This window comes from Lujinxingia litoralis, assembly GCF_003260125.1.
Taxonomy (GTDB): Bacteria; Myxococcota_A; Bradymonadia; order Bradymonadales; family Bradymonadaceae; genus Lujinxingia; species Lujinxingia litoralis.
The window spans coordinates 426066-439791 of the sequence record NZ_QHKO01000001.1 but is presented as its reverse complement, the minus strand read 5'-3'; the positions used below and the strand labels follow the sequence as shown (position 1 = coordinate 439791).

General features: G+C 64.9%; 10 protein-coding genes and 1 pseudogene. 7 read left to right on the top strand and 4 right to left on the bottom strand.

The genetic code is table 11. The features are described from left to right. Positions 1-8 precede the first annotated feature (8 nt). The 3 genes from DL240_RS01795 to DL240_RS01785 all read left to right on the top strand — a co-directional run bounded on the left by DL240_RS01795 (position 9) and on the right by DL240_RS01785 (position 4031). On the top strand, positions 9-695 hold the full coding sequence (locus tag DL240_RS01795; RefSeq protein WP_111728140.1) for a hypothetical protein: 687 nt from the start codon (positions 9-11) through the stop codon (positions 693-695). Positions 696-753: 58 nt separating this feature from the next. Then, entirely contained in the window at positions 754-2355 is a 1602-nt protein-coding gene (locus tag DL240_RS01790) for a vWA domain-containing protein (RefSeq protein WP_111728139.1), read from the top strand. A gap of 104 nt (positions 2356-2459) precedes the next feature. Further along, positions 2460-4031, top strand: a complete 1572-nt coding sequence (locus DL240_RS01785) for an aldehyde dehydrogenase family protein (protein WP_111728138.1) — start codon at positions 2460-2462, stop codon at positions 4029-4031. Between the two features lie 49 nt (positions 4032-4080). Here DL240_RS01785 and DL240_RS01780 read toward each other — a convergent pair whose 3' ends face one another. The 3 genes from DL240_RS01780 to DL240_RS01770 form a co-directional block, all read right to left on the bottom strand. Next, positions 4081-4812 (bottom strand): polyprenol monophosphomannose synthase, encoded by a 732-nt coding sequence (locus DL240_RS01780; protein WP_111728137.1) that lies wholly within the window; start codon positions 4810-4812, stop codon positions 4081-4083. A gap of 38 nt (positions 4813-4850) precedes the next feature. After that, the gene (locus tag DL240_RS01775; RefSeq protein WP_111728136.1) at positions 4851-6242 is read right to left on the bottom strand and encodes a sigma 54-interacting transcriptional regulator; all 1392 of its coding nucleotides are present in this window, start codon (positions 6240-6242) and stop codon (positions 4851-4853) included. 94 nt (positions 6243-6336) lie between these two features. Beyond that, a complete protein-coding gene (locus tag DL240_RS01770) occupies positions 6337-8688 on the bottom strand; it encodes a serine/threonine protein kinase (protein ID WP_158542284.1) in 2352 nt (783 codons plus the stop codon). 129 nt (positions 8689-8817) lie between these two features. On the opposite strand from DL240_RS01770, the gene DL240_RS01765 reads away from it, so the two are divergent. From DL240_RS01765 to DL240_RS01750, 4 genes are all read left to right on the top strand, one after another. Next, on the top strand, positions 8818-9345 hold the full coding sequence (locus DL240_RS01765; RefSeq protein ID WP_111728134.1) for a DUF4442 domain-containing protein: 528 nt from the start codon (positions 8818-8820) through the stop codon (positions 9343-9345). After that, positions 9345-9569: a hypothetical protein gene (locus tag DL240_RS01760; protein ID WP_111728133.1), complete on the top strand. Its 225-nt coding sequence runs from the start codon at positions 9345-9347 to the stop codon at positions 9567-9569. Before DL240_RS01765 ends, DL240_RS01760 begins: the two co-directional genes overlap by 1 nt. Positions 9570-9651: 82 nt before the next feature. Beyond that, complete coding sequence (gene dacB, locus DL240_RS01755) at positions 9652-11190, top strand: D-alanyl-D-alanine carboxypeptidase/D-alanyl-D-alanine endopeptidase (RefSeq protein WP_111728132.1); 1539 nt, start codon at positions 9652-9654, stop codon at positions 11188-11190. Positions 11191-11193: 3 nt separating this feature from the next. Then, positions 11194-12063 (top strand): class II glutamine amidotransferase, encoded by an 870-nt coding sequence (locus tag DL240_RS01750; RefSeq protein WP_111728131.1) that lies wholly within the window; start codon positions 11194-11196, stop codon positions 12061-12063. A 46-nt stretch (positions 12064-12109) separates the two neighbouring features. Here the strand turns inward: DL240_RS01750 and dnaK are convergent. After that, positions 12110-13660: pseudogene (gene dnaK / locus DL240_RS01745) on the bottom strand (molecular chaperone DnaK); the annotation flags it as partial. Positions 13661-13726 lie beyond the last annotated feature (66 nt).

Below are 13726 nucleotides of genomic sequence, written 5' to 3'. Positions count from 1 at the left end.
CCTCGTTTATGGCTGATAGTCAACGATTGCGCTCGGTACCCGAGGGGATTCAGCTGATCTCGGAGGTCGCCGCTGAGCTCGCTCGCCGCGGCGATATCCCGGTGACCGTACTGGGCGTGACGACGTTCTTTCCGATGGATGTCGACAGCATCGCCCGGGTGCTCGAGGGGCTGGAGGAGCTCGATGGGGTGGATCGCGTTCAGCTCGGCAAACTGGCGGCCTACGAGATCGAGACTCCGGAGCGTTTTTTGCCGGGCCCTCTCGACATCGAGGAGCAGGCTCATCTGGAGCAGGCCGCCGGGTTTATGAAGGCCGTCGCCAGCCTCAAACAGGACGCCGAGTGGGTTAAAAAGGTGCGTGAGCAGCACGAGATCTTGCGCATCGCCTCCGGAGCCCGGGAGCCCCGGGTGGAGCTGGGCTATCTGACCAGTCGTACCGAGATGCCCTCGGCCAAGGTTCAGAGCTTGCTTAACGACTTCGGGGCTGAAGGTTATATTGACGTGACCGTCGACGAAGAGGCCGACGCACTCTATTACACCTTTCCGCGTCTGGACTATTCGCGGCGGCGTTTCCAGCGTAATATGGCGCTCTTAGAGAGCCTGGAGCCGGCCCCCAGCGGTCGGATCTCTCTGTGGATCTTTGTGGCTCTCTTCGCCACGATCCTGCTGATCGTGATCATCTTCCTGCGGCTCTGAGCGGCGGTCTGCCGTGCTGTGAAGCTGCGAATCAACCTTATAGTTTGAAGGAGCTCCTATGAGCTGGCTCTCGCGATTTCCGGGGTCCGGTGTGCGCACCGGGGCATGGGTGACGCTCTCTGCGATATGGTTGGCTCTGGGAGCCTGTGGTGATGATGCCCCGGCTCACGGGCGCACCGACGCCGACTCCGGCGATCTGGCCGATGTGGGGGAGCCGGGCCTGGAGCTGACCTCTTCTGCGCTGCGACTATTGCCGCCGCAGGGGCAGGAGTGTGGGGGCGAGCCAACGCTGCGTTTTCCTTTTGTGCTCTTTAGTCAGGAGGGCACGCCCCTGGCCCAGGGGGATATGGTCGATGGCGAGTGGCTCCGGCCCAATGAGACCCTGGAGGCCGGGCACCTGAGCTTCGATCAGGGGTACGTGGCGCGCTCCGGGCCGAGTTGTCGCAGCGATGTCGAGTGCGCCGAGGGGCTCAGCTGCACCGCGGCCGAACGCGCCGACGGGCAGCGTTTCTGCGCGGCGCCTGTCACGGCCAGCTTTGTGCCGGGGACGGTACGCCAGGAGTTGGCGCTGGGCCGAGAGGGCTCCCGGGAGCTGGCGCTGAGTGTGCTGATTCAGAACACCGCCAGTTTTGACGGCCGCCTGCCCACGTCGGTGGGGGCGCTCTACGATGAGCATGGCGAGCAGGCGCTGGTGGCCAATCCCGGCCGAGCCACCGACGCGGAGCTGCGTCATCGGGTGATGATCCAGGACTTTTTGACCTCGTTGGCCGGGCGTTTTAGCCCCGAGAATGCCGCGGTCAGCCTGTGGTTCTTCGGTGGCGATGTCGGCGCCCAGGCCCGTCCGTTGACCTCGGGAGCCGAAGGTGGGCTCTCGGATTACTTCACTCGGGATCTGGAGAGTCTCAACGATCGCCTGCGCGAATTGCCCACGCTGATCCCGCGGGAGGCCAACGTCTATCAATCGATCCTGCGGGTGCTCGATCGCGACCTGGGGCTGGAGAAGTACCAGGAGTTTGAGAAGATTTTAGTGGTGTTCACCGATGCTCCCGATCAGGTCTACGATCCGCAGGCCGGGGCCGAGGAGGTCCGCGAGCGCCTGGTAGAGACAGGGGTGCGACTGGTGGTGGTGCACCTGGATACGGCGCTTGATACCGCGCTGCTTCGCGATCTTCCCAGCCAGTGGGGAGGCAACGAGGCCTGTCGCGATGACGCGAGCTGCGGGGCGCCGACCTGCCAGAGCGATGCGGATTGCCAGAGCTTTGAGCGTTGCCGATCGGCCCGGCTCTATGCGGAGCAGCCCGGTGGCGCGGCGGGTCAGACCCCGGATGCCTATTGCCTGCCGGCGCGGGACCGTCAGGGACGTGTGGGGCCGGTGGACGCCTATGCGGAGTTGGCCTGTGCCAGCGGCGGTCATTATTTCTACGCGGCCGAGGTCGACGACATGGTGCCGGTCTGGAATGTGCTGGTGCCCGCCTGGCAGTCGACCTGGTCGGTGGCCGGGACCCTGCCCACGCTGGGGGCCCTCCGGGGCAGCGGGTTCGGGCGGCTCAGCGGGGTGTTCTCGGCGAAGGTCGGGGAGACCCATCTGGGCGATCGCCTCTCTCCTCGCCTGGAAACCCGCGTTAGCGCCGACACTCGCCCGGTACTGGACCTGCGTTAACTTCTCCGGGAATATCGACTCGCCGCGCCGGGTCTGGTGTTTACGAATCGTCGCGCCGCTGTGCGGCCCGCGCCCTGTTCATCCCTCAAGACTCAGGACTGAAGATGTCTGCTCAAGCCACCCAGGCTCCCCACCTCGCCGAGGCCCCCCGGATCGAAAAGTTCAGTCCGGTGGACGGGTCTCATCTGGGCGATTTTCCCATCAGCAGCGCCGACGATGTGGAGCGCGCGGTGGCCGCCGCGCGCACCGCCTTCCCGGCCTGGCGCGACTTAAGCCTGAATCAGCGCTTTGAGTATCTGGAGCGGCTGCGCGAGATCGTCAGCTCCGATGGCGAGTCGTTTGCGAAGACCATCAGCGAGGATACCGGCAAGCCGCTCTTGGACTCGTTGTTGACCGAGCTGATGTCGATCCCGCTCTTCATCGATTACTACCGCAAAGAGGCGCCCCGGGCGCTGAAGCGACGCAAGCTCTCTCGCCAGCTCTTCTTTCCGACCAAGACCAGCTACGTGGAGCACGCCCCGATGGGGGTCATCGCGGTGATCTCCCCGTGGAATTTCCCCTTTCAGCTCTCGATGATCCCGGTGCTCTCGGCGCTGATCGCCGGCAACACCGTGGTGCTCAAGCCCTCGGAGGTCACGCCGCTGACCGGGGAGCTGATGCGCGAGATCTTTGAGCGTGCGGGCCTCCCCGCCGGCGTGGTCTCGGTGGTGCAGGGCGACGGCGCGACCGGGGCGGCGCTGTGCCGGGCCGATGTCGACAAGATCTTCTTTACCGGCTCGGTGGCGACCGGGCGCAAGGTGATGGCCGCGGCCGCCGAAAAGCCCATTCCGGTGGAGCTGGAGTTGGGGGGCAAAGACGCCATGATCGTCTGTCACGATGCCAACCTCGACCGGGCCGCACGCGCGGCGGTCTGGGGCGGCTTTTTGAACTGCGGTCAGATGTGCATCTCGGTGGAGCGCCTCTTTGTGGTCGAGGCGGTCTACGACGCATTTTTGGAAAAACTTAAAACCGAGATCGAGCGCATCCGGGTGGGGGCGCCGGACGAGGGCTCCGATATGGGGCCGCTGACCTTTGGCGCTCAGATGGGCACGGTGGCGCGACATCTCCAGGACGCCCGCGAGCGTGGCGCGACCATCGCCATGGGAGGCCGCCCGATGGAGGGGCCCGGGCAGTTCTTTGAACCCACGCTGGTGCTCGATGTCACCGAAGAGATGGAGATCTACCGCGACGAGACCTTCGGTCCGGTGCTCCCGGTGATCCGCGTGGCCGACGAAGAGGAGGCGCTGCGGATGGCCAACAACCATCAGTACGGCCTCACCGGTAGCGTGTGGACGCGGGACGTCTCCCGCGGTCTGGCGCTGGCCAGCCGGATGGAGTCGGGGCAATGCTCGGTTAACGACCTGGTGCTCTCGGTGGGCAACCCGGCGCTGCCCTTTGGCGGGGTGAAGCGCAGCGGGTTCGGGCGCTATCACGGGCCTGAGGGGCTCTACGCCTTTATGAATCAGAAGGCGATCATGGTGGACCGAGGTCTGCTGGAGGTCGAGCCCTTCTGGTACCCCTACGCGCCCAAGTACGAGGCGATGTTGGGGACCTTCCGCAACCTGATGGGGGGCAAGATGGTGCGCGCGCTGAGCCACTTCTACGAGATGCATAAGCTCACGAAGAAGCGCCCTTAACCGGCGCCCGGAGCCGAGCGCCCCCCGGGCGATAGCGGGGGGGCGCGCTTTAGCGCTTGAGGCGGATCTTCCAGACGCGGGTGAGCGCCTCGGCCGCGATATCCGGCGTCATCTTGGAATCGCCCACCTGGCGGTCCGGGAAAACGATGGGCACTTCCACCATGCGGAAGCCGTGCTGATGCGCGCGGTACTTCAGCTCGATCTGGAAGACGTAGCCCGAGGCCTCGACTTTCTCCAGATCGATGGTCTCCAGCACCTGCCGGCGCCAGGCGACAAAGCCCGCGGTCAGGTCGCGGATGTCCACTCCCAGCACCAGGCGCGCGTAGAAGCCACCGCCGCGTGAGAGCAGCCGTCGAAAGAGCCCCCAGTCCCGGGTGGCGCCTCCGGCCACATAACGCGAACCGATGACCACGTCGAAGTGGTCGAGCTGCTCCAGAAGTTTGGGAAGATCTTCGGGCCGGTGACTGAAGTCAGCGTCCATCTCCACAACATGCTCAAAGCCCTGGGCCAGCGCCCACTTAAACCCGGCGATGTAGGCCCGGCCCAGCCCGGCCTTCTCGGTGCGATGCATCACGTGGATGCGTTCATCGGCGCGGGCCAGCTCATCGGCCAGCTGTCCGGTACCATCGGGGGAACCGTCGTCGATGATCAGGAGGTGAACCTGAGGGCAGCGCTCCAGGATGGCCGAGGTGATCGGGCCGATGTTGCCCGCCTCGTTGTAGGTGGGAATGCAGATCAGAACATCATGGGCGGGTGTTTCTACGGCGGATACGTCAGACATCAAGCCAGCTCAGCAGAGAAGGTAGGGCACAGACAGGCTCAGGAGATCCCGAGGTCTTCGCGGGTAAGGTCGAGCTTTTTGAGGATGTACTCCACGCTCTTGCGGTGCACGCCGGCGATGCGCGCGGCTTTGGAGACGTTGCCTCCGGTGCGCTCCAGCAGTCGCCCCCAGTACTCCTTCTCAAAGTGCTCAATGAGGCGGTTTTTGGCGTCTTTAAAGGGGAGGTTTTCCTGGAGCGCGGTCTCCACCATCGGCAGGCTCGACTCCTCGATCGCCTCGGGGACCTCGGTGTTGGAGGGCTCGCCGGCGTTGAGGTAGCGCGTTTCGATGGCATCGCCCTGGGTCAGCAGTACGGCGCGCTCAATGAAGTTCTTGAGCTCGCGCACGTTGCCCGGCCAGCGGTGGCGCTTGAGCTTCTCCATGGTCTTGTAGGCGATGTCCACGTCGTCGCGGCCGGTCATTTCGTTGGCCTGACGCAAAAAATGTTCGACGAGCAGGGGGATGTCGTCCGGTCGGTCGCGCAGCGGCGGGAGGTTCACCCGGATGACGGCGAAGCGGTAGTAGAGATCCTCGCGGAAGTTCCCCTCTTTGACCTCGCTTAAGAGGTTGCGGTTGGTCGCCGCGACGATGCGCACATCGGTCTTGACGCTCTGGTTGCTTCCCACCGGCTTGATCTCGCGTTTCTCCAGCGCGCGCAGCAGTTTGGGCTGAAGATCGATGGCGAGTTCGCCGAGCTCGTCGAGAAAGAGGGTGCCACCGCGGGCGGCTTCAAAGGCGCCTTTGCGCGAGCCCGTGGCTCCGGTGAAGGCACCTTTGACGTGTCCGAAGAGCTCCGACTCAATGAGCTCGCGGGCGATGGCCGAGCAGTCCAGGACGATGAAGGGACCGTCTTTGCGCGGACTGTTCAGGTGAATCGCCTCGGCGACCAGCTCCTTCCCGGTCCCCGACTCGCCCTCAATGAGCACGGTGGCGTCGGTGGGGGAGACGCGCTCCAGGATCGAGAAAATCTCGCGCATCCCGCGGCTCTTGCCCAGCATATTGCCAAAGCGCTCGCGGCCGGAGAAGCGCACCTCGGCCTTCTCGTCGGTCAGGTGAAACTGCAGGGTGGTGTCGCCGAGCGTAAATCGCACCCGGTCGGCCAGGTACACCTCAAGGGTGCGCAGGCCCTCGACGAAGGTGCCGTTTTTGGAGGCGCGGTCGACCAGGCGGTAGCCCTCCTGGTCGACGACGATGGCCGCGTGCACCCGGCTCACCGCCGGATCGTCGAGCGCGATGTCACAGTCGGGAGAGCTTCCGATAAGGACTTCGGCGCTTTCAAAGACTTTGGAGGTGCCTTTATTGGGGCCTTCGACGACTTCCAGGCGGAAGCGTTGCAGCTCCAGCTGTTCGGCGCCGTCATCGAGAAAAATGGTGCGTGTGGCATCACTCATGGCATGCGATCCGGGGGGGCGAGGTCAAGAACATCGGTCCAGAGGCCCGCTACCATAGCGAGGGCGGCCACGGGTCACAAGGCGGCGCTGTCGGTCAGCGCCCTTCGTCCCAGACGACCAGGTGAGCGCACTCCTCACCGGGTTCCACCTGGACGGTGAAGTGCTCTTCTTTGCCGGCCTCAGGGTTGCGCACGGTGATGCGATGGTTGCCCACGCTCAAGGGGTGATTGCGCAGGGTCATATGGCGGCCTTTGAGCCAGGCACCGTCGATGGCGATCTCGTTGTGGGCCGGGTAAATAGCCCGGAAGTTGAGGCAGCCCTGGGGGAGCGGGCTCAGGTTGAGCACGAGCTCTTTGCTATGGATACGCTCGGCGCGGAGCTGGCGGCGCAGGGGCTCAAAGCCCGGGGCGCGCGCTTCGATGAGCGCCGGGGTGCCCGGCGTCAGCTGGATCTGGCGTGCTCCCGAGCCCAGGCTCTTGCCGTTGAGGAAGAGCTCGGCCTCCGGTGGCGCAGGTGCCAGGCGTAGCGTGCGCTCCCGGGCGCGGGGCCGGCCCATGACGGTGGGCGGGGCATCGTCGCGCACCGACGGGACGCCGTCGATGGGCGGGCGCCTCAACTCGGCCAGCGCGCGCTCCTGGAGGCAGGAGAGGCTCAGCGAGACGGTCTCGCGCTGGTGACCGTAGCTCAGGGTGTAATAGGCCGACGAACAGCCTTCGTAGGCCGCGGAGAGGGCGGCCACGTCGCCCTGGCTCAAGGTGAGGGACACCGGGGCTTCACCGAGCTCTTCGCCATTGGCGGTCACCAGGGCGCGTTCCGGTTGCGTGGTGATGGTGAAGGTGCGATCGGGAGCCAGCTCCGGGGCCAGGTGGAGATCCTGCCCCTGAAGTTTCACGCGCTCGCCGGGGGCGAGTTGCACGCGGAAGTTGCGGGCCTGGTGACCGTCCAGTGCGAGCTCAATGCGGTAGTCGCCGGGCTCCAGGGTCAAGGTCTGTGGCGTGCGCCGACCGGCGAGTTCTTCGCCGTCGAGGCGAATGGTGGCGCCGGGCGGATCGCTCTCCAGTTGAAGCTCGGCCTGGCGCATGCCGGGCAGCATAAACGTCGCGATCAGCAGCGCGGCGACCGCCACCAGGAGGGGCCCCAGCCAGCGCCGGCGCTGCGTTTCGACGGGCGGTGCGTGGGTGTCCGGGAGGGCCGGCGCGCCGCCGGGGGAGCGGTCTGCCGGGGCGTCTTCAAGGTCAGGCTCGGGGGCCGAGGGCGGCGTCGGTGTGGGAGGCTCCGGCGTGGGAGTGGGGGCCAGCGCGCGGGTGGCCGGGGTGGGGGAAGGTGCCGGGAGCTGGCGCGAGGCGGTGGGGGCGTGGGCGATCGCGTCGGCCTGCCCGGGGCTAAGTAGTGCGCCGGGGGAGGGGCCCCGCGGCGCCGTGCCGGTGTGCAGAGCGGGGGCCGAGGTCTCCGAGCCCAGGCGGGCCAGCTCCAGCTCCAGGGCCTCATCCAGGTTGCGGGGCGCGGCGGTCGCTTCGGGCTCGGCGGCGAAGACCTCTTTGAGCGCCTGGGCCAGCCCCTGGCTGGTCACCGCGCGTCCCACAGCGTAAATGGCGTGCTGCAGATCGACATAGAGATCTTCGATGTCCTGGTAGCGCTCGTCGGGCGTCGGGGCCAGTGCCCGCACGATGATACGGTCGACCTCGTCGGGGATTTCCGGGCGGAGCACCCCCGGGGGATCAAACTCACAGCGGCGCACAAGCTCCAGGCTCTCCAGGTCGGAGCGTCCCTCAAAGGGGCGTTGGCCGGTGAGCATCTCGTAGAGCACCACGCCGGTGGCGAAGATGTCGCTGCGGTGATCGAGCGCCTGGCCCCGGGTCTGTTCCGGGCTCATGTAGCAGCATTTGCCCTGGATGCGACCGTTGGCCGTCTGAGAGAGCCTCCCGGCGGCGCGGGCGATACCAAAGTCGATGATCTTGATCTCGCCCTCTCGCGAGATCAGTACGTTGGAGGGGCTGACATCGCGGTGGACGATCGCCAGGGGCTGCCCCACCGGATCGGTCTTGCGGTGGGCATAGCCCAGGCCCTTGCAGACTTCCGAGGCGATGTGCAGCGCCAGCTCGACGGCGAGCTCCTGGCCGCGGCTGTGCAGGCGCTTTAAGACCTCGCGCAGGTCGAGGCCATCGACATACTCCATGGCGATGAAGTACTCACCATCTTGCTCGCCCATGTCGAAGACCGGCACGATATTGCCGTGGGTGAGCTGGACGACGATGCGCCCTTCGTCGAGGAATTTGGTGACAAACTCCTCTTCTTCGGCAAGGTGGGGGAGGATGGTCTTGATGATGACGCGCTTCTCAAAGCCGCCGGCACCGCGGGCGCGCGCCAGATAGATCTCACCCATGCCGCCTTTGGCCAGGCGGCGAGTGAGTTCGTAGCGACCGAGTTTTCGAAGCGAAGCGCTCATAGCGTCGGGCGACCCTCCACGGTCGGGACTGCTCCCGGGGCGATGCATCGTGTATAGTCGAAGGCGCGTCGGAGGTCGACGCTGTTTCAACGCCCGCCACCCGGGTTCAACTTCCTGTAAGAGGTGCAGATGTTATTGAACGATGCCGTCAAAGAGGCCGTAGCCGCGGAGCGTCCGGCGTTTGCCGGGCGGGTGGTGGCCGGAGCGCTGACCACGCGACCGGTTGCCCAGGCGGTGCTCTGGGCCCGAATGCCGCTTTTGGCGCTGGTCTCCCCCCGGGTGGAGGTGCTCAACGAGGCGACGTGTCAGGTTGACATCCCCTTCGGGTGGCGAAACCGCAACATCTTCGGAACGATGTACTTTGCCGCCTCGATGATGGCCGCCGAGATGACCACCGGGGGCCTGGTGCTCTTTCATAACGCGGTGCGTCCGGAGCGCTTCTCGTACATCGTGCGCCACATCAGCGCCGATTTTGTGAAACCAGCCCGCAGCCGCGTGAGCTTTGAGTGCGTGCAGGGCGACGAGGTAGCCCGGGCTTTTGCTCAGGCATCGCGCAGCGGAGAGCGCGTCAACCAGCTTCTGGAAGTCGTGGGGCGCCGTGCCGATGGCGTGGAGACCGCACGGGTCAAGGTGGAGTGGTCGATTAAGGCGTGTTGATGATGGTAGCGCAGGCGTTTGGATGGGGCGTGGCCTCGCTGGTGGTGGGGGGGGCGCTGGGGGTGTTTCTTACGGTCAATATCTGGAGGGAGCGGCGTTTGCTGAACCGTCAGCGGCTGGAGCGACTCGACGCGGCGCTGGGAGTGCGCGATGCCTCCCCGGCGGCCGAGCCGCGGCGTTCGGGCGAGGAGCCCTCTGCGAGCCAGGAGCGCGCCGAGGAATAACCCCCTCGTGCTCGTCTTCTACCTGTGCGTCATATTCTAGTGTCAGGGTAAAAGTTCAACAGGAACGGGAGCTTATCGCGTTATGAAATCAACGGAACACCATGCCAATCGCACCTCGTCGCGCTGGCTACGGCCGGTCACCTCTGTGCTGGCCGTGCTGCTGCTTAGCGGCGTGGGGGTCAATGTGGTCGTGGCCCAGGAAGGGCAAGAGACCTCGGCCCTGGAGGTGCCTCAGGTGCCCGAGGTGCCGGCGCTGGAGAGCGCCGGGCCAAGCTACCCGGAGTTGGAGCGAGCCATTGAGCAGGTGCTTGCTGACCCGGAGCTCCAGCGCGCGAAAGTGGGCATTCATGTCGAAGATGCGGCCTCTGGCGAGGTGCTCTACTCCCATGACGCCGATGCGCCGCTGAACCCGGCGAGCAACATCAAGTTGATCACCGCTGCGACCGCGCTGGATCTGCTGGGGCCGCATTATACGTTTAGCACCGAGCTTGCGACCAACCGGCGGAGTGAGTCCTCGATTGGCGATCTCTACGTGATCGGCTCCGGTGAGGCCTTCTTGCTCTTTAAAGACGTGCTGGCCTGGGCCGGGGAGTTGAAGTTGCAGGGCATCGACACCATCAGCGGCGATCTGATCATCGACGAGTCGGCGTTTGAAGAGGGGTACCTGCCGCCGGGCTATGAGACGCGCGATACCGATGCCTCTTATCGCTCGTCGATCGGTGCGCTCTCGGTGAACTTCAACACGGTGACCACGACCGTGACGCCGGCAACGCCCGGGGAGCCGGCGCAGGTGCGCCTGGATCCGCCTCAGGAGCATGTGGAGGTGGTCAACCGCACCCGTACGGTCGCCGGGGGCCTCTCGCGGGTGCAGGTCAGCGCTCGCCCCAGCGAAGAGGGCACGATCATTGAGGTCGGGGGGACCATCGGTCAGCGTGCCAACCCGGTTTCGGTGCGCAAGCGTGTGGACAACCCGCCGGAGTTTGCCGGCGCGGTGATGGCGCGTGCGCTGAAGATGGTGGGCATTGGGTTTGATGGCGAGGTGCGCCCGGGCGCGGCGCCCCAGACGCGCGAGCGCCTGCATGTACATCACTCCGCGCCGCTGATCGACACGATTTCGGCGATGAACAAGTGGAGCAACAACTTCATGGCCGAGCAGCTCCTTTTGGCCACGGCGCGTCAGTCCGACGGGCCCGCGACCTGGGAGGAGGCCATCGCTAAGGCCACCGATTTTATGGTGCGGGCGGGCTTTGATGCCGAGCGTTTTAGCCTGCATAACGGCAGCGGGCTCTACGAGGGCAACGAGGTTAGCGCCCGGCAGTTTGTGTCGCTGTTGCGCTACATGCGGGGGCATGCCTTTGGGCCGGAGTTTATCGCGTCGCTGCCGATTGCGGGCATTGATGGTTCGTTGCGCAATCGGCTGCGAGAGCCTCATGTCTCGGGCAATCTGCGCGCGAAAACCGGGACGCTCAACAACGTCACCGCGCTGAGCGGGTACGTGCAGACCCGTTCCGGGCGGCAGGCGGCCTTCTCCATCCTGATCAACGATCCGCCCCGTCGCGCCTGGGTTTACCGCCCGCATCAGGACCGCATTGCGCAGGCGATCGCTAACTTCGACGAGTGAGCTATGTGCCGGCTCTTTGGCTTTCGTTCGGTGATCACAAGCCAGGTCCACCGCAGCCTGATCAGCGCAGATAATGCGCTGATGCGCCAGAGTGAGCGCCACCCCGATGGCTGGGGGGTGGCCTACTACGTGGCGGGCGTGCCGCATGTGGTGAAAAGCGTGAACTCGGCGGTCTCCGACAGTCTTTTTCAGCGGGTCAGCGGCGTGGTGGCCTCCGAGACCGTGGTGGCGCATCTGCGCAAGGCCACAGTGGGCAATCTCTCGATTCTCAACTCGCACCCTTTTCAGTACGGCAGCTGGGTGCTGGCGCATAACGGGCAGATCCCCGACTTTGCCAGGTATCGCGAGGCGGTGATTGCGCGCGTCTCCCCGGTGTTTCGACGCTTCATTCTGGGGGATACCGACAGTGAGGTGATCTTTTATCTCTTGCTCTCGAAGATGGCCCAGCGCTTCGATGTGCACCGCAAAGGGGCCCCGCTGGCAGAGTTAAGCGCGGCGCTGCGCGAGACGGTCGAAGCGATTCAGGAGGTCACCGGCCTAGACTGCTACACCCGGGCTAAAGAGCAGGAGTTTTATCTGAGCCTGCTCGTTACCAACGGGCACGTGATGGTGGCCCACCAGGGGGGCAAGGAGCTTTTCTACAGCACGCATAAGACGGCCTGCCCCGATCGCGAGATCTGCCCGAGCTACGCGCCCTGCTGCGAGGCGCGCTCGCGTTCGGGCTTTGTCAATCACTTCATCGTCTCCAGCGAGCCCCTCCAGGGGGAGAACATCTGGGAAGCGATGAAGCCCGGGGAGATTCTGGGGGTCGACTGGCGGATGCAGCTCTATCAAGAAATGCGCGACGCCAGCCCGGCGCCGGTCGGCGCCTAAGAGCTGGCGTCAGCAGGAGGAGAGGCCGGGGGGGCGCTCAGCGCTGGTGGGCTTTGCTGCGCAAAATGGCGCGCTGAAGCTCCTCGTCGGAGAGACCGGAGTGGCCCTCGACGGTGATGGACTGGCGGACATCGGTGCGCAGGTCACGGGCCGAGACGTTGACGATGCCGTCAGTATCAATCTCGAAGGTCACCTCAATGCGCGGACTTCCGGCCGGGGCGGGGTTGATTCCGGTGAGGTTGAACATCCCCAGCAGCTTGTTCCGGCTGGCCACCGGGTCTTCGCCCTGGAGCACGGTCACGGTGACCATGTCCTGGTTGACCTCGGTGGTGGTGAAGACCTTGGTCTCCATGGTGGGAATCGGGGTGTTCTTTTCGATGATCGGGCTGAAGCGATCGCCGGTCACGCGGATGCCCAGGCTAAAGGGGGTGATGTCCAGGAGGATGACCTCGCGCACCTCCCCGCCCAGGATGCCCGACTGGATGGCGGCGCCGGTGGCGACGACTTCGTCGGGGTTGACGCTCTTGTTGGGCTTCTTGCCAAAGATCTCTTCGACCTTTTCCTGGACCAGGGGCATGCGCGTCATGCCGCCGACGAGGAGGATGTCATCGATGGCGTGGCGATCGATGCCGCCGTCTTCAAGGGCGGTGACGCAGGGGCCTTCCAGACGCTCGACCAGGTCGTAGCAGAGGTCATTGAGTTGCGAGCGCGACAGGCTCAGCGAGAGGTGCCGGGGGCCGGATTCATCGACGGCTAGGAAGGGCAGGTTGATGTTGGTTTCGCTCAGCGTGGAGAGCTCGCACTTGGCGTTTTCGGCGGCTTCTTTAAGCCGCTGCAAGGCCATGTTGTCTTCGCTGACATTGATGCCGGTCTCGTCGTAGAAACGCTGCATCAAGAACTCGAGCACGGCCTTGTCGAAGTCTTCGCCCCCCAGGTGGTTGTCACCGCTGGTGGAGACCACTTCGAAGACCCCACCGCGCAGCTGGACCACCGAAACATCGAAGGTGCCCCCGCCCAGGTCAAAGACCACCAGGTTGGCGTCGTTGCTCTTGGCGAAGCCATAGGCCAGGGCGGCGGCGGTGGGTTCGTTGATGATGCGGCGGACGGTGAGTCCGGCGATCTTTCCGGCGTCTTTGGTAGCGCTGCGCTGGGCATCGTTGAAGTAGGCCGGGACCGTGATCACCGCCTCGGTGATCTCTTCTCCGAAGTAGTCTTCGGCGGTCTGCTTCATTTTGCGCAGGAGCATCGAGGAGATCTCCTGCGGGCTGTAGCTCTGGGAGTTGACCTCGACCCAGGCATCGCCGTTGGTGTTTTCGACGATGGTGTAGGGGAGGGTCTTCTCGTAGCTGCGGACGACCTGTGAGTTGCGCTTGTTACCGATGAGGCGCTTGATATCGTAGACGGTGCGCTCGGGATTGATAATCGCCTGGCGCTTGGCCTGCTGACCGACAAACTGTTCGTTGTCTTCGGTAAAGCCGATCATCGAAGGCGTGGTGCGCGAGCCTTCGCTGTTGGGCAAGACCAGCGGCTCCCCGCCGTCGATGACCGCGACACAGGAGTTGGTGGTGCCCAGGTCGATGCCAATGATTTTTCCCATGAACGACAATCCCGGCTAAACGGTTCAGCGAGCCCAAAAAGATGAGGGTGCGGTGAGCTCCCCGGA

Coding starts and splice junctions, on each gene's coding strand:
- DL240_RS01795 (WP_111728140.1), top strand. CDS start 9: ATGGCTGATAGTCAACGATTGCGCTCGGTACCCGAGGGGATTCAGCTG.
- DL240_RS01790 (WP_111728139.1), top strand. CDS start 754: ATGAGCTGGCTCTCGCGATTTCCGGGGTCCGGTGTGCGCACCGGGGCA.
- DL240_RS01785 (WP_111728138.1), top strand. CDS start 2,460: ATGTCTGCTCAAGCCACCCAGGCTCCCCACCTCGCCGAGGCCCCCCGG.
- DL240_RS01780 (WP_111728137.1), bottom strand. CDS start 4,812: ATGTCTGACGTATCCGCCGTAGAAACACCCGCCCATGATGTTCTGATC.
- DL240_RS01775 (WP_111728136.1), bottom strand. CDS start 6,242: ATGAGTGATGCCACACGCACCATTTTTCTCGATGACGGCGCCGAACAG.
- DL240_RS01770 (WP_158542284.1), bottom strand. CDS start 8,688: ATGAGCGCTTCGCTTCGAAAACTCGGTCGCTACGAACTCACTCGCCGC.
- DL240_RS01765 (WP_111728134.1), top strand. CDS start 8,818: ATGTTATTGAACGATGCCGTCAAAGAGGCCGTAGCCGCGGAGCGTCCG.
- DL240_RS01760 (WP_111728133.1), top strand. CDS start 9,345: ATGATGGTAGCGCAGGCGTTTGGATGGGGCGTGGCCTCGCTGGTGGTG.
- dacB (WP_111728132.1), top strand. CDS start 9,652: ATGAAATCAACGGAACACCATGCCAATCGCACCTCGTCGCGCTGGCTA.
- DL240_RS01750 (WP_111728131.1), top strand. CDS start 11,194: ATGTGCCGGCTCTTTGGCTTTCGTTCGGTGATCACAAGCCAGGTCCAC.